The organism is Gallaecimonas kandeliae, from assembly GCF_030450055.1.
Taxonomy (GTDB): Bacteria; Pseudomonadota; Gammaproteobacteria; order Enterobacterales; family Gallaecimonadaceae; genus Gallaecimonas; species Gallaecimonas kandeliae.
On the sequence record NZ_CP118480.1, the window covers coordinates 1,871,918 to 1,893,410 of the forward strand.

18 protein-coding genes are annotated in these 21,493 nt (G+C 63.5%); 3 read left to right on the forward strand and 15 right to left on the reverse strand.

What is annotated here, in order from left to right; all coding sequences use genetic code 11:
- Window positions 1-90 precede the first annotated feature (90 nt).
- The 10 genes from prc to prpB all read right to left on the reverse strand — a co-directional run bounded on the left by prc (window position 91) and on the right by prpB (window position 11,841).
- A complete protein-coding gene (prc, locus tag PVT67_RS09120) occupies window positions 91-2,118 on the reverse strand; it encodes a carboxy terminal-processing peptidase (protein WP_301499579.1) in 2,028 nt (675 codons plus the stop codon).
- A 2-nt stretch (window positions 2,119-2,120) separates the two neighbouring features.
- Entirely contained in the window at window positions 2,121-2,732 is a 612-nt protein-coding gene (proQ, locus tag PVT67_RS09125) for an RNA chaperone ProQ (protein WP_301499580.1), read from the reverse strand.
- A 69-nt stretch (window positions 2,733-2,801) separates the two neighbouring features.
- The gene (locus PVT67_RS09130; protein WP_301499581.1) at window positions 2,802-3,275 is read right to left on the reverse strand and encodes a GAF domain-containing protein; all 474 of its coding nucleotides are present in this window, start codon (window positions 3,273-3,275) and stop codon (window positions 2,802-2,804) included.
- A 114-nt stretch (window positions 3,276-3,389) separates the two neighbouring features.
- Window positions 3,390-4,055 (reverse strand): SIMPL domain-containing protein, encoded by a 666-nt coding sequence (locus PVT67_RS09135; RefSeq protein WP_301499582.1) that lies wholly within the window; start codon window positions 4,053-4,055, stop codon window positions 3,390-3,392.
- Window positions 4,052-4,318: a YebG family protein gene (locus PVT67_RS09140; RefSeq protein ID WP_301499583.1), complete on the reverse strand. Its 267-nt coding sequence runs from the start codon at window positions 4,316-4,318 to the stop codon at window positions 4,052-4,054. The genes PVT67_RS09135 and PVT67_RS09140 overlap by 4 nt, the downstream gene beginning before the upstream one ends.
- Before the next feature lie 126 nt (window positions 4,319-4,444).
- A complete protein-coding gene (locus PVT67_RS09145) occupies window positions 4,445-5,893 on the reverse strand; it encodes a bifunctional 2-methylcitrate dehydratase/aconitate hydratase (protein WP_301499584.1) in 1,449 nt (482 codons plus the stop codon).
- A gap of 45 nt (window positions 5,894-5,938) precedes the next feature.
- Window positions 5,939-7,117: a 2-methylaconitate cis-trans isomerase PrpF gene (gene prpF / locus PVT67_RS09150; RefSeq protein WP_301499585.1), complete on the reverse strand. Its 1,179-nt coding sequence runs from the start codon at window positions 7,115-7,117 to the stop codon at window positions 5,939-5,941.
- A 54-nt stretch (window positions 7,118-7,171) separates the two neighbouring features.
- Complete coding sequence (gene acnD, locus PVT67_RS09155; RefSeq protein WP_301499586.1) at window positions 7,172-9,769, reverse strand: Fe/S-dependent 2-methylisocitrate dehydratase AcnD; 2,598 nt, start codon at window positions 9,767-9,769, stop codon at window positions 7,172-7,174.
- 60 nt (window positions 9,770-9,829) lie between these two features.
- A complete protein-coding gene (prpC, locus tag PVT67_RS09160; RefSeq protein WP_301499587.1) occupies window positions 9,830-10,957 on the reverse strand; it encodes a bifunctional 2-methylcitrate synthase/citrate synthase in 1,128 nt (375 codons plus the stop codon).
- A gap of 11 nt (window positions 10,958-10,968) precedes the next feature.
- Window positions 10,969-11,841 (reverse strand): methylisocitrate lyase, encoded by an 873-nt coding sequence (prpB, locus tag PVT67_RS09165; RefSeq protein ID WP_301499588.1) that lies wholly within the window; start codon window positions 11,839-11,841, stop codon window positions 10,969-10,971.
- Window positions 11,842-11,988: 147 nt separating this feature from the next.
- Between prpB and PVT67_RS09170 the strand changes: the two genes are divergently transcribed.
- The 3 genes from PVT67_RS09170 to rsmF all read left to right on the forward strand — a co-directional run bounded on the left by PVT67_RS09170 (window position 11,989) and on the right by rsmF (window position 17,151).
- Window positions 11,989-13,197: a PqiA/YebS family transporter subunit gene (locus tag PVT67_RS09170; protein WP_301499589.1), complete on the forward strand. Its 1,209-nt coding sequence runs from the start codon at window positions 11,989-11,991 to the stop codon at window positions 13,195-13,197.
- Entirely contained in the window at window positions 13,160-15,694 is a 2,535-nt protein-coding gene (locus PVT67_RS09175) for an MlaD family protein (protein ID WP_301499590.1), read from the forward strand. Before PVT67_RS09170 ends, PVT67_RS09175 begins: the two co-directional genes overlap by 38 nt.
- Before the next feature lie 89 nt (window positions 15,695-15,783).
- Complete coding sequence (gene rsmF, locus PVT67_RS09180; RefSeq protein ID WP_301499679.1) at window positions 15,784-17,151, forward strand: 16S rRNA (cytosine(1407)-C(5))-methyltransferase RsmF; 1,368 nt, start codon at window positions 15,784-15,786, stop codon at window positions 17,149-17,151.
- 196 nt (window positions 17,152-17,347) lie between these two features.
- Here rsmF and PVT67_RS09185 read toward each other — a convergent pair whose 3' ends face one another.
- The 5 genes from PVT67_RS09185 to pabC are packed head-to-tail and all read right to left on the reverse strand — an operon-like array spanning window position 17,348 to window position 21,443.
- On the reverse strand, window positions 17,348-18,130 hold the full coding sequence (locus PVT67_RS09185; protein ID WP_301499591.1) for a TatD family hydrolase: 783 nt from the start codon (window positions 18,128-18,130) through the stop codon (window positions 17,348-17,350).
- Window positions 18,120-19,064, reverse strand: a complete 945-nt coding sequence (holB, locus tag PVT67_RS09190) for a DNA polymerase III subunit delta' (RefSeq protein ID WP_301499592.1) — start codon at window positions 19,062-19,064, stop codon at window positions 18,120-18,122. Before holB ends, PVT67_RS09185 begins: the two co-directional genes overlap by 11 nt.
- Complete coding sequence (gene tmk, locus PVT67_RS09195) at window positions 19,064-19,699, reverse strand: dTMP kinase (RefSeq protein ID WP_301499593.1); 636 nt, start codon at window positions 19,697-19,699, stop codon at window positions 19,064-19,066. The genes holB and tmk overlap by 1 nt, the downstream gene beginning before the upstream one ends.
- Window positions 19,696-20,685: an endolytic transglycosylase MltG gene (gene mltG, locus PVT67_RS09200; RefSeq protein WP_301499594.1), complete on the reverse strand. Its 990-nt coding sequence runs from the start codon at window positions 20,683-20,685 to the stop codon at window positions 19,696-19,698. The genes tmk and mltG overlap by 4 nt, the downstream gene beginning before the upstream one ends.
- Window positions 20,682-21,443, reverse strand: coding sequence for an aminodeoxychorismate lyase (gene pabC / locus PVT67_RS09205; RefSeq protein ID WP_301499595.1), 762 nt, complete (start codon window positions 21,441-21,443; stop codon window positions 20,682-20,684). The genes mltG and pabC overlap by 4 nt, the downstream gene beginning before the upstream one ends.
- Window positions 21,444-21,493 lie beyond the last annotated feature (50 nt).

A 21,493-nucleotide genomic window follows, 5' to 3' on the forward strand; every position in this document is an offset into this window, starting at 1 on the left:
CCGCCTTCCTTGTTGTTATTGTCCTGTTAAACCCTAACAGAGGGGACGGCATGAAAAAAGGCCCCGAAATCGGGGCCTTAGGCTTTTATCTTATTTCTTGGCCAACTGGCCGAGTTTGACGTAGTCCAAGGTGATGCGGGCCGCCTCCGCCAGATCCACGTCCGGCAGCTCGAAGTTCTTGGGCACGTCGTCCAAAGTCTTGAAGCTGTCCTTGCCCTCGAACTTGGCCCAACTGTTGATGCGGGCCAGGCGCTTCTGGTCATCCTCGTCCCGCTGGGTCTCCCGCTTGGCCTCGTTCAAGGAGACGGTCTTGTCGTCCTTGTGGGCCTCGTAGTCCTTGATGTCACCGAGGATATAGCTGTAACGGGGGTCGTCCTTCATGCGCTGCTGATGCAGCTTGTTCAGCTCGGCCACATTGCTGACCATCCCCAGGCTCTGGTAGTCGGCGCGGTCGATGTGGTCCCAGGGCAGGGAATTGCTCTCGGTGCTCTCCCCGACCTTGGTGGGGTCTATCTCGGCCGGCAGCAGGACATCGGGCTCGACACCCTTGTGCTGGGTGCTGCCGCCGTTGATGCGGTAGAACTTGGCGATGGTGTACTGGATGTGACCAAGGGGTTTGTCGAAGAGATCGTAGAGGCGACCCAGGCTGCGGTGCTGCTGCACTGTGCCCTTGCCGTAGGAGTTCTGGCCGATGATGAGGGCCCGGCCGTAGTCCTGCATGGCGGCGGCGAAGATCTCGGAGGCCGAGGCGCTGTAACGGTCGATGAGGACCGCCATGGGGCCGTCGTAGCTGGTCTTGCCGTCGTCATCCCCTTCCTCTTCGACACGGCCGCTGGCGGTCCTTACCTGCACCACTGGGCCTTCGTCGATGAAGAGGCCGGACAGGGCGGAGGCTTCGGTCAGGGCACCGCCGCCGTCACCGCGCAAATCCATGACGATGGCGCTGACGCCCTTGTCCTTGAGCTTGCCCAGCTCCTTCTTGACGTCCTCGGACAGGCCCACATAGAAGCTGGGCACGTTGATGACGCCAATGGTCTGGCCTTTGTACTCGCCATAAGGGATGGTGTAGACCTCGCCCTTGGCGGCGCGGTCTTCCAAACGAATTTTGTCGCGCTCCAGGGTCACTACCTTGGGTTTGGCGGATACCGAGCCACCGGGCAGCACTTCCAGGCGCACCTTGGAACCCTTGGGTCCCTTGATAAGCTCGACCACGTCGTCCAGGCGCATGCCGACGATGTCCACGAAATCGCCCTTGTCCTGGGCAACGGCGATGATCTTGTCATCCACCTTCAGCTCGCCGGACTTGTCCGCCGGGCCGCCGTCCACCAGGGAGGCGATGACGGTGTAGTCGTCTACCGACTGCAGCACGGCACCTATACCCTCCAGCTGCAGGTTCATCTCCATCTGGAAACGCTCGGCGTTGCGGGGAGACATGTAGCTGGTGTGGGGTTCGACCTGCTGGGCAAAGGCGTTCATGGCCAGCTGGTAGACGTCTTCGCTCTGGGACTGGCTCAGGCGCTTGATGGCGTTGTCATAACGCTTGGTCAGGGTGTCCTTGATCTGCTCCCAGTTTTTGCCGGCCATCTTCAGGTTGAGGGCGTCGTACTTGACCCGCTCGCGCCAGATCTCGTTGAGCTCGGCCTCGTCCTTGGCCCAAGGGGCCTTGGTCCTGTCGTAGGTGTAACTGTCGTCCTTGGTAAAATCCATGGGCTTATCGAGGAGCGACAAGGCGTAGGCGAAACGCTCGTAGCGGCGTTTCATGCCCAACTGGTAGATGTCGTAGGCGAAGTGGGTGTCGCCCTTGATGAGATCGTCGTCGATCTCGGTGCGGTACTTCTGGAAGCCGTCGATGTCGCTTTGCAGGAAGACGCTGCGGTTGTAGTCGAGGTTTTCCAGGTAGCGGTCAAGGATGGCGGACGACAGGGCGTCGTCCATCGCAAAATGCTTGTAGTGGGAGCGCCGGAGCAAGGTGGTGATCCGCTTGGTCGCCGTTTCGTGCTGGGCTTCGGGCGCCAGCTTGGGCAGCGCGTCCATGCCGAGGCTCGGCTCCACGGCATAGCTGCCAAAAGCCACCGCCACTGCCGCCGCCAGGGCGGCCATTCGAATCACCTTAACCATACTTACTCCCCTTTGGCGGCAATCAGGTGCTCGCCTTTAACGTGCATGACCATGCCGGTAACCAACTGTACTTGCACTGAATCCTTGTCGACGGCAACTACAGTACCCGGCAATGGTTTTTGGCCGCCCACGACCCGCACATCGTCCCCTACTTTCAGGGCATTGATGTCGAGGCGGGGCGCCTTGACTTTAGGTTTGACCCTAGCGCCTTGGTTTGGTTTACGGGAGCCCTTGTCGGCCGGTTTTTTGTAAGGCTTTTTGTCCGGGTCGACACCGGCCTTGCGCATGGATTCATGCAGGCTGGTCTTGGCGTGTTCCGCTTCGCTTTCAGTCACTTCGGCCGTTTCTGCCCCGTCCAGGTCGACCCGCTTGGCACCGGCCTTGACGGCCTTGAGGTAGCGCCAGGCGTTGGTGTAGTGGCGCAGCGCCACCCGCAGTTGGGTCTTGGAGACGCGCTCGTCACCATCGAGGCGTTCAGCCAGCTCCTGGAAGATACCGATCTTCAGGGGCTTGGCTTCGCCTTGCTGGGAAAAGCAGGAGGGGAAGTTTTCCACCAGGAAGGCGAGGACCGCCTTGGTGTCGGGGAGTTTGACCGAGCTTTCAGTTTGTTCCATGAGAGTTCCTTTGCCAGATACGCCCGCCTTGGGGCAGGCGCAGCGGCTTATTCTATAAGGACAGCCGGCTTATTTACCAGCTTTGCCCAGGGCTTGGCCAAGGGCCAGCACCAGGCTGTCGAGGCCGGCTTCATCGGCTTCGTCGAAGCGGCTGAATGAGGGGGAGTCGACATCCAGGACACCGATGATGGCGCCGTCTACGACCAGGGGCACCACTATCTCGGAGTTGGAGGCGGCGTCGCAGGCGATGTGGCCGGGGAAGGCATGGACGTCTTCCACCCTCTGGGTGGCGGCCGCTGAGACGGCGGTGCCGCAGACCCCCTTGCCAACCGGGATGCGCACACAGGCGGCTTTGCCCTGGAAGGGCCCCAGCACAAGGGTGTCGCCCTGCAGCAGGTAGAAGCCCACCCAGTTGAGGTCATCCAGGTGTTCGTTCAGCAGGGCGCTGACATTGGCCAGGTTGGCGATAAGGTCGGGTTCGCCTTCGATAAGGCCCAGGGTCATCTGGGTCAGTTCAGCGTAAAACGCGGCTTTGTTGCTCATCTCTACTCTAATCTGCCGTGGCGGCTTTTCATCAGGATGTCGGTATAACTTACCGGCCTTGGCCCTGTCCAGCCCTGGCAAGGTTGAAGGCCGCCTGCTGCGGCAGGCGGCGCCTCAGTCCTTGAGGGCAAAACGGGCAGAAACATTGGCCTGGACCTGGATCTCTCCGGGCGTCTGGGCACTTTCCCTGGCATCGCTCATGGCCGCGGCCTTGAGGAACATGACAGGGGGTCTGTAACTGCCCTGCTCGTCCACGCTGACCAGTTTGCCGAGCTGGGCGTCACCGGCCTTGGCCAGCAGCTTGGCCTTGGCCCTGGCCTTGGTCACGGCTTCGGCCAAGAGCTCCTGGTAGAGCTGCTCTTGCCCCGAATAGCCGAGGCTCGCCTGGCCCAACTGGTCGACCTTGGCCTGGGTAGTGGCCTTGAGCACGGCAGGGTACTTGTCGAACCCATGGACTGTGAGCTGGTAGCGCTGCTGGACCCGCAAGCCTACCGGCTTGTCTTTTTCATAGCGGGGAAAGACCTCGAAGCGATAACCCTGGATGTCCTTGTCCACCAGCCCCAGGCTCTTGAGCCTCGCCAGCAGTGGCTTGGCCCTGGCTTCAATGGCACTCAGCAACTGGTCAGGATCCTGGCCGTCGGCGATGAAGGTGACGCTGAAAGTCACTTCGTCCGGAGTCACGGCGCGGCTGGCCTCCCCTTGCACCGCTATGTACCTGTCCATGGCCAGACCCAGGGGGCTGACCAGGGCCAGCATCAGGGTTATCGCTTTTATCTTCATGTGCTTTCCTTTTTCCCTTTACTCGGTTTGGGTGCCACCTTGCCCTTGAAGGCCGCCAGCACCTGTTCCTTCTCGGTGGCCAGGAACAGCCCCAGCTGTTCGCGGTCCTCTTCACTCAGCTCCACAGGCGCCTGCTCCAGCAACTCGGCCAGCACTTCGGCGCTGTCCAGCAGCTTGTCGTAGGCGTCGGCTTCCTGTTTGCTGGTGAAGGTCATTTTTTCTATCCCCTTGCGTACAACCACGTACTGAATGACAACGGCCATAATGACTCCCATTTAACTGTTCGTTTATACAGTATCCTGGAAATGACTGAAGGTCACGCCCTCTTTTTCAGGGCACAAGGGTCAAACCCAGTATCGCAGCCAAGGCTGAGGCTTTTATGAACGGCCCTAGATCTGCAGCAGCGCCATGAAGTCATCCACCGGCAGGGTGCGAAGGGCCGCGTCGCTGTCCAGCAACGCGCAGATGGCCTCGGCCTGCCCCTTGGGGAAGCGGCTGGCGAGGTTAGCTTCGAACTTGGCCTTGAGCCGCGGTATACCTTCGGCGCGGCGGCGTCTGTGCCCAAGGGGGTACTGCACTTCCACCTTGGCGCTGTGGCTGCCGTCCTTAAAGAAGAGCTGCACCGCATTGGCGATGGATCGCTTGCGCCCGTCCAGGTAATCGCGGCTGTAGCTCTTGTCCTCGCTGACCGTCATCTTGGCCCTAAGGTTGTCGATTTGTGGGTGGGCCTGGTGGAAGCCGTCTTCAAAATACTCTGCCCTTAGCTCACCGAACAACAAGCCCACCGCCACCATGTACTGCAGGCAGTGGTCCCGGTCGGCGAAGTTGTTGAGCGGCCCTGCCTTGTTGATGATGCGCATGGCGCTTTCCTGGGTCTGGATCTCGATGCGGTCCAACTCCTCCAGCCTGGCCACCGCTTCCGCATGTAGCTTGAAGGCGCATTCGACTGCCGTCTGGCCGTGGAACTCGGCGGGAAAGGCTATCTTGAACAGCACATTTTCCATCACGTAGGAGCCCAGGTGCTGAGCCAGGGTCAGGGCCCTGCCCTGCATCAGCACCGCTTCCATACCCCAGGGCTTGGCGCTGAGGGCGCTGGGATAACCGGGTTCACCGGCCAGGGTGATGAGCGCCAGCCGCACCGCCCTGCTGGCGGCGTCCCCGGCTGCCCAGGACTTGCGCGGCCCGGCATTGGGGGCATGGCGATAGGTGCGCAGGGCCTGGCCGTCCACCAGGGCCTGGGACAGGGCAGCCATCACCTGCTCATGACTGCCGCCCAGCAGCTGCGTCACCAAGGCGGTGCTGGCCAATTTGACCAGCAGCACGTGATCCAGCCCGACGGCATTGAAACTGTTGGAAAGGGCCAATATTCCCTGGATCTCATGGGCCTTGACCATGGCTGTAAGCAGCTCCTGCATCAAAAGCGGCACCCTACCCTGGCTGCGGGCGCGCCTGGACTGGAAGTCGGCTACCGCCAAGAGGGCACCGAGGTTGTCGGAAGGATGCCCCCACTCTGCCGCCAGCCAGGTGTCGTTGTAATCCAGCCAGCGGATGCAGCAGCCGATGTCGAAGGCGGCCTTGACCGGATCCAGCTCGAAACGGGTACCGGGCACCCGGGCGCCCAAAGGTACCTGTGTGCCCGGTACATGGGGCCCCAGCAGCTTGGCGCATTCGGGAAAACGCAAGGCCAGTAAGGCGCAGCCCAGGCTATCCATCAGGCAATGGTGGGCCGTTTCCATGGCAACTGCCGAGGTAATGCTGGCGTGACAGACGTAGTCGGCGATGTCGCGGATCAGGGGATCGAAGGGAGGGAGTGCACTGCTGCCTGTGCTGTCGGCCATCTTGGGCTCCTTCAGGGGGAAGCTGTCCCCCTGAAGGATAGCCCCTTAGAAGCTGTCGCCGGGGATCCGCACCCAGCCTTCCATCAGGATGCGGGCGCTGCGGCTCATGATCGCCTTGGTGACAGTCCAGCTGCCGTCCTTGAACTCGGCGGCGGCGCCGACCCTCAAGGTGCCTGAGGGGTGGCCGAAGCGCACCGCTTCGCGCTCGGTGCCGCCGGCGGCGAGATTGACCAGGGTGCCTGGGATGGCGGCGGCCGTGCCTATGGCCACAGCGGCCGTGCCCATCATGGCGTGGTGAAGCTTGCCCATGGACAGGGCCCGTACCAGCAAGTCGATATCGGCTGCCTTGACGGCGCTGCCGCTGGAGGCCTGATAGTCCTTGGGCGGCGCCACGAAGGCCACCTTGGGGGTGTGCTGGCGGCTCTCGGCCTCGGCCAGGTCCTTTATCAGGCCCATCTTGACGGCGCCATGGGCGCGGATCCGCTCGAAACGGGCCAGGGCCTCGGCATCGTTGTTGATGTCGTCCTGCAGCTCGCTGCCGCTGTAACCGAGGTCGGCGGCGTTGACGAAGATGGTGGGGATGCCGGCGTTGATCAGGGTCGCCTGGAAGGTGCCGACGCCGGGTACCTCCAGCTCGTCCACCAGCTTACCAGTGGGGAACAAGGCCCCTTCGCCGTCGGCCGGGTCCAGGAACTCCAGTTGCAACTCGGCGGCGGGAAAGGTAACGCCGTCCAGCTCGAAGTCCCCTGTCTCCTGCACCTCGCCGCCCGTAATGGGCACATGGGCGATGATGCTCTTCTGGATGTTGGCCTGCCAGATACGCACTGTGCAGAGGCCGTTTTCAGGGATGCGCCCGGCGTCCACCAACCCGGCATGGATGGCGAAGGCGCCGACGGCCGCCGACAGGTTGCCGCAGTTGCCGCTCCAGTCCACGAAGGCCCTATCGATGGCCACCTGGCCGAAGAGGTAGTCCACATCGTGGCCGGGTTGGCTGCTCTTGCTCAGGATCACCGTCTTGGAGGTGCTGGAGCTGGCGCCGCCCATGCCGTCTATCTGCTTGCCGTAAGGGTCTGGGCTGCCGATGACCCGTAGCAGCAGGTTGTCGCGGGCCTTGCCCGGCACCTGGGCCGCGGCCGGCAGGTCGTCGAGCCTGAAGAAGACGCCCTTGGAGGTGCCGCCGCGCATGTAGGTGGCGGGAATACGGATCTGGGGTTTGAAACTCATGCAATGCAATCCTCAACAAAAAGCGCCGCCCGCAGGCGGCGCTTGAACAGGAGCTTAGTGCGCCGCTTCGGCTTCCAGGAAGTCGTTGGCAAAACGCTGCAGCACGCCACCGGCCTCATAGATGGACACCTCTTCGGCGGTATCCAGGCGGCAGGTGACAGGCACTTCAAGGCGTTCACCGTTCTGGCGGTGGACAACCAGGGTCAGGGTAGCGCGGGGCGACAGGGAGCCTGAAACATCATAGGTCTCGGTACCGTCCAGACCCAGGACCTTGCGGTCGGTGCCGGCCTGGAACTCCAGAGGCAGCACACCCATGCCGATGAGGTTGGTGCGGTGGATGCGCTCGAAGCCTTCGGCGACTATGGCCTCGACACCGGCCAGGCGCACGCCCTTGGCGGCCCAGTCACGGCTGGAGCCCTGGCCGTAGTCGGCGCCGGCGACGATGATCAGCGGCTGCTTGCGCTCCATGTAGGTCTCTATGGCTTCCCACATGCGCATCACCTTGCCTTCGGGCTCGACCCTGGCCAGGGAACCCTGCTTCACCTCGCCGTCTTCACCGCGCACCATCTCGTTGAGCAGCTTGGGGTTGGCGAAGGTAGCGCGCTGGGCGGTCAGGTGGTCACCGCGGTGGGTGGCGTAGGAGTTGAAGTCCTCCTCCGGCAGGCCCATCTTGGCCAGGTACTCGCCGGCGGCGCTGCTGGCGAGGATGGCGTTGGAGGGCGACAGGTGGTCGGTGGTGATGTTGTCACCCAGCACCGCCAGAGGCCGCATGCCCTTAAGGCTGCGCTCACCGGCCAGGGCCCCTTCCCAGTAGGGAGGACGGCGGATATAGGTGCTCATGGGGCGCCAGTCGTAAAGCGGGCTGCCCTTGTCGCCGAAGTCCACCTTGATGTCGAACATGGGCTCGTAGACGGCGCGGAACTGCTCGGGCTTGACGCTCTGCTTGATGATGGCGTCGATCTCGCTGTCCGCCGGCCAGATGTCCTTCAAGGTCACCGGCTTGCCGTCGGCGTCGTGGCCCAGCACGTCTTTCTCGATGTCGAAACGCACTGTGCCGGCAATGGCGTAGGCGATCACCAGCGGCGGCGACGCCAGGAAGGCCTGCTTGGCGTAGGGGTGGATACGGCCGTCGAAGTTACGGTTGCCGGAGAGTACGGCGGTGGCGTAGAGGTCGCGGTCGATGATCTCCTGCTGGATCTTGGGATCCAGGGCGCCGGACATGCCGTTACAGGTGGTGCAGGCAAAGGCCACTATGCCGAAACCCAGCTGCTCCAGATAAGGCAGCAGGCCCGCCTCTTCCAGGTACAGCTGCACCGCCTTGGAGCCGGGGGCCAGGGACGTCTTGACCCAGGGCTTGCGCACCAGGCCCTTCTCAACGGCGTTGCGGGCCAGCAGGCCTGCCGCTATGACGTTGCGGGGGTTAGAGGTGTTGGTGCAGCTGGTGATGGCGGCGATGATGACGGCGCCGTCCGGCATCTTGCCCTCTTCTTCCACCCAAGGCGCGGCTATGCCCTTGGCGGCCAAGTCGCTGGTGGCCACCCGCTTGTGGGGGTTGGAGGGGCCGGCGATGTTGCGCACTACGGTCGAGAGGTCGAATTTCAAGAGGCGCTCGTACTGGGCGCCCTTGAGGCTGTCGGCCCAGAGGCCGGCTTCCTTGGCGTAGCTTTCCACCAGCTGGACCTGCTTTTCATCGCGGCCGGTCAGGCGCAGGTAGTCGATGGTCTGTTGATCGATATGGAACATGGCGGCGGTGGCGCCGTATTCCGGGGTCATGTTGGAGATGGTGGCGCGGTCGCCGAGGGTCAGGCTCTCGGCCCCTTCGCCGAAGAACTCCAGGTAGGCCCCCACCACTTTCTCGTTGCGCAGGAACTCGGTGATGGCCAGGACAATGTCGGTGGCGGTGATGCCGGGGGCGGCGCGGCCGGTCAATTCCACGCCGACGATGTCGGGCAGGCGCATCCAGGAGGCGCGACCCAGCATGACGCTCTCGGCCTCGAGGCCGCCGACACCGACGGCGATGACGCCCAGGGCGTCGACGTGGGGGGTGTGGCTGTCGGTGCCCACCAGGGTGTCCGGGAAGGCGACGCCGTCACGGGCCTGGACCACGGGGGACATCTTCTCCAGGTTTATCTGGTGCATGATGCCGTTGCCGGGGGGGATCACGTCCACGTTCTCGAAGGCGGTCTTGCACCAGTTGATGAAGTGGAAGCGGTCCTCGTTGCGGCGGTCTTCGATGGCGCGGTTCTTCTCGAAGGCGTCCTTTTCGAAGCCGGCGTGCTCGACGGCCAGGGAGTGGTCGACGATGAGCTGGGTCGGCACTACGGGGTTGACCTTGGCCGGGTCGCCGCCCTTGTCGGCGATGGCGTCGCGCAGGCCGGCCAAGTCCACCAGGGCCGTCTGGCCGAGGATGTCGTGGCAGACCACCCGAGCCGGGAACCAGGGGAAGTCCAGCTCGCGCTTGCAGTCGATGAGCTGGCCCAGGAAATCATTGAGGCGGGCCGGCTCGGCGCGGCGCACCAGGTTCTCGGCCAGGACACGGGCCGTGTAGGGCAGCTTGTCATAGGCGCCGGGGCGGATGGCGTCCACGGCGGCACGGGTGTCGAAGTAGTCCAGGCCGGTGCCCGGCAGGGTTTTACGGAATTGGGTGTTCATGACGACAAAACCTGGGGTCTAAAAGGTGAAAAGGCGACCGCATCGCGGTCGCCGTCATTGTCAGGGGCGCTGTTCGATGGGCACGAACTCGGTCACACCCGGGCCCGTATACTCCGCCGAGGGGCGGATGATGCGGTTGTTGGCCCGCTGCTCCATGATGTGGGCAGTCCAGCCGGACACCCGCGAGCACACGAAGATGGGGGTGAACAGCTTGGTGGGAATGCCCATGTAGTGGTAGGCGCTGGCGTGGAAGAAGTCGGCGTTGGGGAACAGCTTCTTCTCTTCCCACATGACCCGCTCCGCCGTTTCTGAGACGCGGTAGAGGCGGTCGTCGCCGAATTCGCCGGCCAGTTCCTTGGACCACTGCTTGATCACGGCGTTGCGCGGATCCTTGGTGCGGTAGATGGCATGGCCGAAGCCCATGATCTTGTCTTTGCGCTCCAGCTTGGCCTTGAGGCTGGCCTCGGCTTCGGCTTCGTCCTTCCAGTTCTCGATAAGCTCCATGGCCGCCTCGTTGGCGCCGCCGTGCAGCGGGCCGCGCAGGGAGCCGATGGCGCCGGTCACGCAGGAGTGCATGTCGGACAGGGTGGAGGCACAGACACGGGCGGTGAAGGTTGAGGCGTTGAACTCATGCTCGGCGTAGAGGATGAGGGAGACGTTCATCACCTTCTCGTGCAGCTTGCTCGGCGCCTTGCCGTGCAGCAGGGCCAGGAAGTGGCCGCCGATGCTGTCGGAGTCGGAATCGGTGTCGATGCGCACGCCGTCGTGGCTGAAGCGGTACCAGTAGTTGATGATGCCGGGGAAGGTGGCCAGCATGCGGTCGGCCACGTTCATCTCGTTGGCGAAATCCCCTTCCTGCTCCAGGTTACCCAGGATGGAACAGCCGCTGCGCAGCACGTCCATGGGGTGAGCGTCAGCGGGGATCTTCTCCAGCACTTCGCAGAGCACGGCCGGCAGCTTGCGCTGGCCTTTGAGTTTGGCCTTGTAGGCTTCGAGTTCGGCGACGTTGGGCAGCTTGCCGCGCAGCAGCAGGTAAGCCACTTCTTCGAAAGAAGCCTTTTCGGCCAGGGTTTCGATGTCATAGCCGCGATAGTGCAGGCCGTTGCCGGCGGTGCCGACGGTACAGATGCTGGTTTGACCGGCGACCTGGCCGCGAAGACCGGCGCCGCCCAGGGCTTTATCTACCATGGTTCTGGTCCTTATTTATCCTTGGCAAAGAGCGCGTCGAGCTTCTGCTCGTAATAGTGGTAATTGAGGAATTTGTAGAGCTCGTCGCGGGTCTGCATGTTGGGCACTTCGGCCTGCTGGTTGCCGTCGCGCAGTATGGCCTGGAAGACCTTGAGAGCGGCGGCGTTGGCGGCACGGAAGGCGCTCAGCGGATAGAGCACCATGTCGACGCCGTGCTCGGCCAACTGGTCCCTGTGGTAGAGCTCGGTCTGGCCGAATTCGGTCATGTTGGCCAGCAGCGGTACCTTGACCGCTTCCTTGATGCGGTCGTAATGGCCGAGGTCGGTCATGGCTTCGGCGAAGATCATGTCGGCACCGGCTTCCACATAGGCGGCGCAGCGCTCTATGGCGGCTTCCAGGCCGTCCACGGCCAGGGCGTCGGTACGGGCCATGATCACGAAGTTCTCGTCCTGGCGGGCATCGACGGCGGCCTTGATGCGGTCCTGCATTTCCATAGTGGAAACGATTTCCTTGTTGGGCCTGTGACCGCAGCGCTTCTGGCTGACCTGGTCTTCGATATGGACGGCCGCAACACCGGCGCGCTCCATCTCCTTGATGGTGCGAGCGATGTTAAAGGCGCCGCCCCAACCCACGTCGATATCCACCAGCAGCGGCGTCTCTACGGCGCCGGTGATACGACGGGCATCTTCGACCACGTCGTTGAGGGTGGTCACGGCCAGATCGGGCAGGCCGAAACCGGAATTGGCTACACCGGCGCCGGACAGGTAAATGGCTTCGAAGCCCACCTCCCTGGCCATCAGGGCGAAATAGGCGTTCATGGTACCGGCGATTTGCAGCGGCTTGGAGCGGGCGACGGCCTCACGAAAACGGCGTCCTTGAGACATGACAAACCTCTATGTCCAGAGTGAGTGCCACCAGCCTAAATGCCCTTTACGTAAACGTCAACAATGGCTTGTCGGACCGGCCAACCCTTGAGGCGAAGCGCCCTTGGGGCTAGCATGGGCCAGATCACCTCTGGCGGCCCATCTTTCATGTCGGAACCCCAACTGGTTTGCCCCTATTGCCAACTGCAGATGAGCGGTTGTGTGCTCGATACCAGCCACAACGCCTGGTGCCCCCGTTGCGGCAGCGCCATTGCAGAGGGCCCGCACCTGGCCGTGCGCTGGATGGTGTCCCTGGCCTTGGTGCTCCTTGGGGCCAGCCTCAGCCTGCTGGTGATGCCCCTCATCAGCTTCGACGTCCTGGGCCTTGAGACCGACGCCACCCTGCTCTCCGGCATCACCAAGCTCGCCCAGGAAGGCCAGTGGCTGCCCAGCCTGATGGTGTTCCTGACGGCCCTTGCCGCCCCCGTGCTGGTGTCGGTGCTGCTGCTGGTGGTGCTCTTCGCCCCTGACGGCTACATGCGCCGCCAAAGCCTGGTGGCCCTGGGTCACCTCAAGGAATGGTGCATGCTGGATATATTGCTGGTGGGGCTCTGCGTCAGCATGGTCAAACTGGCCGACATTGGCGACCTCAACATCAAGGCCGGCATGGCCTGCCTCATCATGGGTCAACTGGCCATGGCCGCCCTCATCCAGGGGATCCGCCCCGTGATGCTCTGGCAGAGCATCGCCGAACAGCCTATGACCCCTATCAAGGGGCTTCGGCCCTGCGCTGGTTGCCATGCCCTCAATGTACCCACGGCCGTGCACTGCTGGCGTTGCCAGCGGCTGCTCGAGAGCCGGCCCAGGCAAGGCAAGCAGCTTTGCTGGATGCTGCTGCTGGCCTCGGTGATCCTCTTGGTGCCGGCCAATGTGCTGCCCATGTCCTTCACTACCAGCTTCGGCTCCACCGGCTCAGACACCATTTTTACCGGGGTAGTGACCCTGGCCAGGAACGGCAGCCCGACCATAGCGGCCATCGTTTTCATCGCCTCCGTGGTGGTGCCCATCGGCAAGATCCTCTTGCTGAGCACCATCCTTTATCTGTCGGATCACAAGTCCCTGGCGCCAAGAACGGCCCAGAAGATCTACCGCCTGGTGCATTTCATCGGCCGCTGGTCGATGTTGGATATTTTCGTGATCGCCATTATGGTTACCCTTGTAGATCAAGGGTTTTTGTCCCAATTCCGGGTTGGCCCTGCCGCCACCCCCTTCGCCCTCGTCGTGGTGCTGACCATGGTGGCGGCGATGCGCTTCGATACCCGCTGGTTATGGATCCAAGATGAAAAAAGACGCCGTCAAAACGTTGGACAAACCTGATGTCCGCAAGGTCAAGCGCCTGTCCCTGGTGTGGGTGGTGCCGCTCTTGGCCCTGGCGTTAGCCGGCTACCTCATCTACCAGCAGTTCGTGGAAAGGGGCCTGGCCCTGACCCTGGTCTTCCCCGAGGCCAAGGGCCTGGTGCCCGGTAAGACGGAGCTGCGCTACCAGGGTTTCAAGGTGGGGGTGGTGAGCCACCTGAGCTTCGATGCCCAGAGCGGCCAGTTCACGGCCCACATCAACGCCATGCGCGATCTCGAGCCCCTGCTCAAGGAAAAGACCCAGTTCTGGCTGGTCAAGCCCAAGGCCAGCCTCCTGGGGGTATCGGGCCTCGACACCCTTTTCTCCGGCAACTACATCGCCATGCTGCCAGGTGACGGCAAGGGCCGGCGCCATTTCATCGCCAGGCGTACCCCGCCCCCTGAGCCGGTGCCAGACGGCGTCTTCATGGTGGAGCTTGCCCTTCGCAACCTCGGCTCATTGGGGGAAGGCTCCCCGGTCTATTACAGGCGCGTCCCCATAGGGGAAGTGCACAGCTACCGGCTGGACAAGGAAGCGGGCGCCGTTGTGCTGCAGCTGACCTTCGATGAAAACTATGCCGATCTGGTACGCCGTGACAGCCGCTTCCGCGACGTCTCCGGCATCAAGGTGGAAGCGGATCTCTCCGGCATCAAGGTGGATAGCCAGGGGCTGGTGCCCATGCTGACCGGCGGCCTGACCATGGACTCGCCGGACGATTCACCTGCGGCCGAATACGGCCAGCGTTTCGTGCTGGCCCAGGAGCGGCGCTTCAGCCACCAGGTGCACCTTAACCTGGAAAAGCCCCTCTACCTGCCGGCCGGCACCCCCATCATCGCTCGCCAGCATGTCATAGGCGAGGTGATGGACAGCAACGACAGCGGCGTGCTGCTCGGCTTTTCCGAACAGCCTATGGATCCCTTCTACGCCTGGGTGGCCGAACGCAGCCTCAAGGATCTGCAGGTGGAGACCCTCTTACACAGCCACTACATCCGCCTGCTACAAGGGGTGGACGGCCGCCACATACTCCACAATACCCCTCCCCTACCCAGCGCCAATGATGACGAGCTGTTAGTCAAGCTCATCAGCGACAAGAAGCTGGCCGACGGCACCCCCATCCAGTACAAGGGCTTTACGGTTGGCGAGGTGATCTATTCCCACCTGGGCGGTGACAAGGCGGTGGCCGAGGCCAGCATCCGGAAGAGCTATCGCCACCTGGTGACTGCGGACGCCCATTTTGCCTCCAGCGATCCCCTCGAACTCGATGCCAGCCTCGCCGGCGTCAAAGTGAAGGCAGCGCCCCTGGAAGCCTGGTGGCAAGGAGCCGTGCGCCTGGAGCCCGGCAAGGGCAAGGCCGCCCCCTTTGACAGCCGTTTCGAACTGGACAAGGTTGTCCAGGCCCCGATGCGCCAACTGGTGCTGGAAGCCAAGCCCCCCCGCGACCTTCCCAAGGGCACACCGGTGCGCAAGGACGGCTTTACCGTGGGCCGGGTGCTGGACAGCCAGCTCGGCAAGGGCGGCGACAGCGCCAGGGTGCGCATCGAGCTGCGCAAGGACTTGGCCATAAACAACAGCCGCTTCTACTGGCAGCCGGCGCTCAAGGTGGATGCCAGCCTCCAGGGGCTGTCGGTGACGCTGCCTGATCTGCAAAGCGCCGTTGCCGGCTCCATCGAGCTGGCCAAGGCGCCGGGCAAGGCCAAGAGCCTGGTGCTCTATCCCGACAAGGACAGCGCCCTGGCCCAAGGCCCCACCCTCAGTCTCTGGGTGCCGGCGGATACCGAGATCCAAGTGGGCACCGCCATCAAGTACCTGGGCTACCCCGTAGGCAAGGTCAAGGCGCTTTTGGACAAGCCGGACGGCCGCTACCTGACCCTGGCCTTCGACGGGGAGCTCGGCGCCCGCTTTGCCCATGAGGGCAGCCAGTTCAGCCTGGTCAAACCCAACATTTCCCTGTCCGGGATCAGCCATCTGGACGCCCTGCTGGGCAGCTATCTGGCGGTCATGCCGGCCAAGGCGCCCAAGGCGCCCAAGGCGGCCAGGCGACTCGATTTCCGCCTCTCCCCTGCCCTCTATCCCCACAAGCTGGTGACGCTGGCCGCCGCCAGCGCCGCCAATTTAAGCCCGGGCGCCCCTGTCTGGTACCGGGAGCTACCGGTCGGGGAAGTGCTGGACATCAGCCTGATGCCGACCGGTGACGGCGTCTTCATCAAGCTCGCCATCCGCGACCAGGCCGCCGCCTGGGTCACCAGCAAGAGCCGCTTCTGGCTCAAGTCCGGGGTCAAGGCCAGCTTCGGCTTCTTCGACGGCCTCAAGGTGGAAAGCGCCAGCCTGCAGAGCATCGCCCAGGGCGGAATCCAGTTCGCCACCCAAAGCGGCGGCCAGCCGGTGGAGAGGCCCTTGCCGCTGTTCAAGGCGGAGCCTCAAGGCTGGGAAGACTGGTCGCCGGAGCAGGCACCACAAGAGGCCGTGCCCCAGGGCTGAGGCTTTTGCTACAATCGCGGCCTGGTTCCCCCAGCCTGGAACAGGCCGTGCATCCCAAGGTTCATATTCCCTCCGACTTCCTGGCGGCCATGGACGCCATCATGCCCGCAGAACTCAGCCGCGAGGCCTTCCTGGCCGCCTGCCAGCGGCCGCTGCGCCGGGCCATCAGGGTCAACACATTGAAGATCGGCGTCGCCGATTTCGTAAAACGCATGGCCGCCAAGGGCTGGCGCCTTGACCCCGTTCCCTGGTGCGACACCGGCTTCTGGCTGCAAAGGCCCGACGAGACCCTGCCCCTGGGGAGCGAACTGGATCACCTGCTGGGGCTCTTCTACATCCAGGAAGCCTCCTCCATGCTGCCGCCCCAGGCGCTTTGGCAGCAGTTGGACGAGACCCCTGCCCTGGCCATGGACATGGCCGCCGCCCCCGGCTCCAAGACCAGCCAGTTGGCGGCACTGATGAACAACCAGGGACTGCTGCTGGCCAACGAGCTGTCGGCGTCGCGCATCAAGGGGCTGCACGCCAACCTGCAACGGTTGGGGGTGGCCAACAGCGCCATCACCCACTTCGACGGTCGGGTCTTCGGCAGCGCTTTGCCGGAGACCTTTGACGCCATATTGCTGGACGCCCCCTGCGGCGGCGAGGGCACCATCCGCAAAGACGAAAACGCCCTCAAGAACTGGTCCCAGGCCCATATCGACGAGGTCAGCACCCTGCAGCGGGAGCTGCTGCTCTCCGCCTTCAGGGCATTGAAGGTGGGCGGGGTGCTGGTCTATTCCACCTGCACCCTCAATCGCCAGGAAAACCAGGAGGTCATCGCCTGGCTGCAGGCCGAATACCCCGGCGCCGCCGAGGTACTGCCCCTGGGCGGCCTCTTCGAGGGTGCCGACAAGGCCCTGACCCCCGAGGGCTTCCTGCACATCTGGCCGCAGATCTTCGACTCGGAAGGGTTCTTCGTGGCCGCTCTTCGCAAGCAGGCCCAGGTAGCGAGCCCCGAGCCCGACTTCAAGGTAGGGCGCTTCCCCTTCGTGCCCGCCCGCGGCAAGGAGGCGGATGCCTTCCGCCACTACCTAAAGCAGCAGTTCGGCTTCGACGCCAGTCGCCTCAACCTCTGGCAAAGGGACAAGGAGTACTGGCACTTCCCGGCAGAGGCCGAAGCCCTCATCGGCCGGGTACGGCTGGACAGGATTGGCATCAAGGTGGCCGACGTGGCCGGCAAGGAATGGAAGCTGCACCAGGACTTCGTGATGGCCTTGGGCGCCGGTTGCGCGCCTATGGCCCTCGATGAAGAGCGGGCGCGGGCTTTCTTCTGCGGCCGGGATCTGGAGGCCCCCGGTCAAAAGGCGGCAGGCGAGAAGGTACTGGCCCTGGACGGGCACCCCATTGGCTCGGCCAAGGCCCTGGCGGGCAAGCTCAAGAACCGCTTTCCCCGGGAGTTGGTGCGGGACAAGCTGTGAGGGCCAGAAGGCTCCTAACTGTGTCACAAAAAGTAAATTGAGGTGCCGCCATGAAAAATGGCGGAGCTTGTTCTACCCTAAAACACAGGTTTTGCACATTTTATGCACAAGCGACACCCCTTCATTAGCGCACGGCTCTTACCAAAGAGCCATTCCCCTGAGCCCGAAACAAGGACCTCGTTTCGGGCTTTTTTTATTACCCAAACAAGGCTTGGGTGGCGGGGAAGCAGCGTTGGAAGTTGGCGGTGGTCGCCTCGCTCAGCTCATCGAGGCTGACGCCTTTGAGCTTGGCGACGAACTCGGCCACGTCCCGCACAAATTGGGGTTCATTGGATTTGCCGCGGTGCGGCACAGGGGCAAGATAAGGGCTGTCGGTCTCCACCAAGAGGCGCTCTAACGGCAGCGCCTTGACCACCTCACGCAGGGCCTCGGCATTGCGGAAGGTGACGATACCGGAGATGGAGATGTAAAAGCCCAGCTCTATGGCCTGCTGGGCCATGTCCAGATCTTCGGTGAAGCAGTGCAGCACGCCCCCCACTTCTTCGGCCTTCTCCTCGCGCAGTATGTTGAGGGTGTCTTCCTTGGCGTCGCGGGTGTGGATGATGAGCGGTAGGCCGCGCTGGCGGGCGACGCGGATATGGTGGCGGAAAGAGGCCTTCTGCAGCTCGGCCGTCTCGGGTGCGTAGAAATAGTCGAGGCCCGTCTCCCCTATGGCCACCACCTTGGGATCCAGCGACAGCTCAAAAAGCCTGTCCAGATCCTGAGCTTCCTTCTGATCAAGGGGATGCACGCCACAGCTGGCCGCCACCTCGTCGAAGTCGCGGATGGCGTCCATCATGGTCGGAAAGCCTTCCAGGGTCACGCAGACACAGAGGAAGCGTTCAATGCCGCGGTCTTTGGCCCTTTCCAGGGCGGCCGCCAGGTTGTCGCCTTCGGCCAGTTTCAATCTTTCCAGGTGGCAGTGGGAATCAACCAACAACGCTGTCACTCCTTCCTTCGGTCAATTGCCAGGCGATGTCCATCAGCAGCCACTTGCTGTTGATGGCGGGCTGTTCCAGCAGCAATTTGCGGCTGCCCAGCACCGACTGCCAGAGGGCGGTCAAGGCGCCCTCGTCCAGCAGTTCCTGGCGGTCGAGGCGCTCATGATACAGGGGTGGCAGGCCCCGTGCCAAACGGGCCTGGTCCAGCAGGCGGTGGGCCAGCTCGTCCAGGCACAAGAGCGCTTCCTTGTGCCAGCGGTCGGCAAACTGTTCGGGAAAGAGATGACGGGTTTCCAGCGCCACCAGATCGGCCTGCAGCTTGGCGACCTTGTCCTGGTAGCCCGTCTCCAGGGCGGCTTTAAGGGCCAGGGGCGCGCCGTGGAAACGGCGCAGCAGGGCCACGCTGGCGCCAATGCCCTGCCCTTGCAGCCAGGCCAGGGCTTCCGCCTCAAGAGGCGCCGGCAGGTGCAGCTGCTGGCAACGGGAGAGGATGGTGGGGAGCAGCTGTCCCGGCCTGCTGCTTGCCAACAGCCAGAAGGTACCTGCCGGCGGCTCTTCCAGGGATTTGAGCAAGGCATTGGCGGCGTTGAGGTTGAGGCTGTCGGCCTCGTTCATGATCACCACCTTGGCTCCCCCCAGCAGGGGCGCGCCGTAGACAGGCCCCATCAGGGCGCGGATGGCGTCCACCTTGATGGAGCCGTTGTCCGGCTCGACCCTGTGCAGATCCGGGTGGGTGCCGGCACGGAACAAATGGCAACCATGGCACTGGCCACAGGCGATGCCATTGCTGCACAGCAGCCGCTGGGCCAAGGCATCGGCCAAGAGCCCCTTGCCGACCCCGGCAGGGCCTGTCAGCAGGTAGGCGTGGGCCAGGCGTCCCTGGGCCTGCCACTGACCGAACTGGTCAAGAAAGGGCGCCAGCCAGGGCAGCATCAACGCTGCTCCAGATGAGCTGCCAGGGCTTCATGGAGAGCGGCGTGCACGGCTTCCAGGGGCTGGGCCGCATCTATCACGATGATGCTGGGATCCTGGGCGGCCAGTTCAAGGTATCGCGCCCGGGTGCGCAAGAAAAAGGCCAGCTGTTCCCGCTCGATACGGTCCAGCTCCCCCCGCGCCTTGGCGCGCTCCAGGCCAAGGGCCGGATCGATGTCGAGGTAGAGGGTCAGCACAGGCCGAAAATCCCCCAACACCGCCTGGCGGATACTGTCGATAAGGGCGCAGTCAAGGCCACGGCCGCCGCCCTGATAGGCGCGGCTGGACAGATCGTGCCTGTCACCCACCACCCAGTGGCCAGCCTGCAAGGCCGGCTTGATGACGTTCTCCACCAGTTGCACCCTGGCGGCATACATCAGCAGCAGTTCGGCCTGGGGCGTCAGGGGTTCGTCGTGCACATTTTTCACCAGGTCGCGCATGGCTTCTGCCAGGGGCGTGCCGCCCGGCTCGCGGGTCTGCACCACGGTGGCGCCACGGTTTTCCAGGAAGGCACGCACTTGCGCCACGGCGGTGGACTTGCCGGCCCCCTCCAAACCCTCTATGACCACGAACCCCGGGGCTTTGAGCTGCTTCATCCACGTCCTCTCTGGTAACGGTTCACTGCGTTGTTGTGTTCGCGCAGCGTCTTGGAAAATACATGGCTGCCGTCCCCCTTGGCCACGAAGTAGAGGTAATCGGCCTTGGCCGGGTGCAGCACCGCCAAAATGGCGGCCCTGGACGGCATGGCGATGGGGGTCGGCGGCAGTCCTTTGATCACATAGGTATTGTATGGGGTCGACTGCTTGAGGTGGGCCCGCGTCAGGTTACCGTCGAAACTGTCCCCCAGGCCGTAGATCACCGTAGGATCCGTCTGCAGCCGCATGCCCTTTTGCAGGCGGTTGATAAAGACAGAGGCGATAAGGGGCCGCTCGGCCGGCAGCGCCGTTTCCTTTTCGACGATGGAGGCCAGGATCAGCGCCTGGTAGGGGCTTTCGAACGGCAGGCCCTTGTCGCGCCCTTCCCAACTGACCTCCAGGTAATGGGCCATGGCCTTATGTGCCCGCTCAAGAAGCGCTGCCTCGGTATCACCACAGCGGTACTGGTAGGTGTCCGGCATCAACCAGCCTTCCAGCTTGGCAAGGCCCAGGGCCTTGGCCAGCTCTTGCTCGTCGGCAACGCCAGCCAGGTGCGGCGCGTCGGCCAGCCGCTGTTGCCATTCGCTGAAACGCTCGCCGTCCACCAAAGTCACCTGGTAGCTCTGCTCGCGGCCGGCGGCGGCGTCTTGCAGCAACGTCTTGGCGGTCATGCCGGGGGTCAGCTCGTAGCAGCCGGCCCGGATCTGGGCAAGATCGGGCTCAAGTTTCAGCAGCAGCCGGTATGGCCAGCCTTCCTTGATAAGCCCCTGGCGGTTGAGATCCTTGATCAGGTGACGGGCACTGGTGCCAGGGGTCAACTCCAGGGTGCGCGGCGCATCCAGGGCCAGGGGCATCTTAAGCGCCTGGCGGTATTGCCAACTGGCCGTCAGCAGCAGGGCGCCGAGGGCGCTCAGCAGCAGGGCCGTTATCCAGAAAAGTTTCTTCATGGGTTCAACTGACGGCAAAGGGCCTGGCCGATGTGGCCAGGCGGCAGAGGCCGGCCCTCCAGTTCACGAACCGGAACCAGCCCCATCAGCGCATTGGTGATAAAGATCTCGTCGGCATCCAGCAGCACCTCGAAAGGCGCCTTGATGATGTGGACGTCAGCCTCGGCCATGACCCTGGCCCTCATGGTGCCCAGCACGCCACTGCCATCCAGCTTGGGGGTGTAGAGGCGGCCGCCCTTGGCCCAGAAGAGGTTGGCGCTGGTGACCGACACCAGCATGCCCTGCCCGTCCAGCAGCACCGCCTCGTCGCAGTCCAGGGTCTTCAGCGCCTGGGCAGCCAGCACCTGCTCCAGGCGGTTGCAGTGCTTGAGGCCGGCCAGCATGGGGCTGGTACCCAGGGTGACTGGGCTGAGGCCAAGGCGAATACCCTGCTCGCGCCAGGCCGGATAATGGGCCGGCAAGGCAAAGTGGCTCAGCCAGACTTCGGTGTCCCCCTCATTGGGGGCATAACCGCGGCCACCCTGGGCCCGTACCAACAGCACCTTTATGCCGCCCTCCCCCAGGGCCTTGGCCTGGTTTGTAACCGCCTGGGTCAGGGCAGGCCAATCGACGGGGGCCAGGTGCAGGCGGCCACAGCCTTCCTGCAGCCTGTCCAAGTGGGCAGGCCAGTCCAGGGGGGCTCCCTGGTGGACCCTCAAGGTGGTGAAATGGCCGTCGCCATACTGGAGGCGGCTGGGATGGGGTTCGAGCCTGAACATAGGTAATAAAAAACGCCTGATAAGCCGCTAGGTTATCAGGCGTTTTGCCA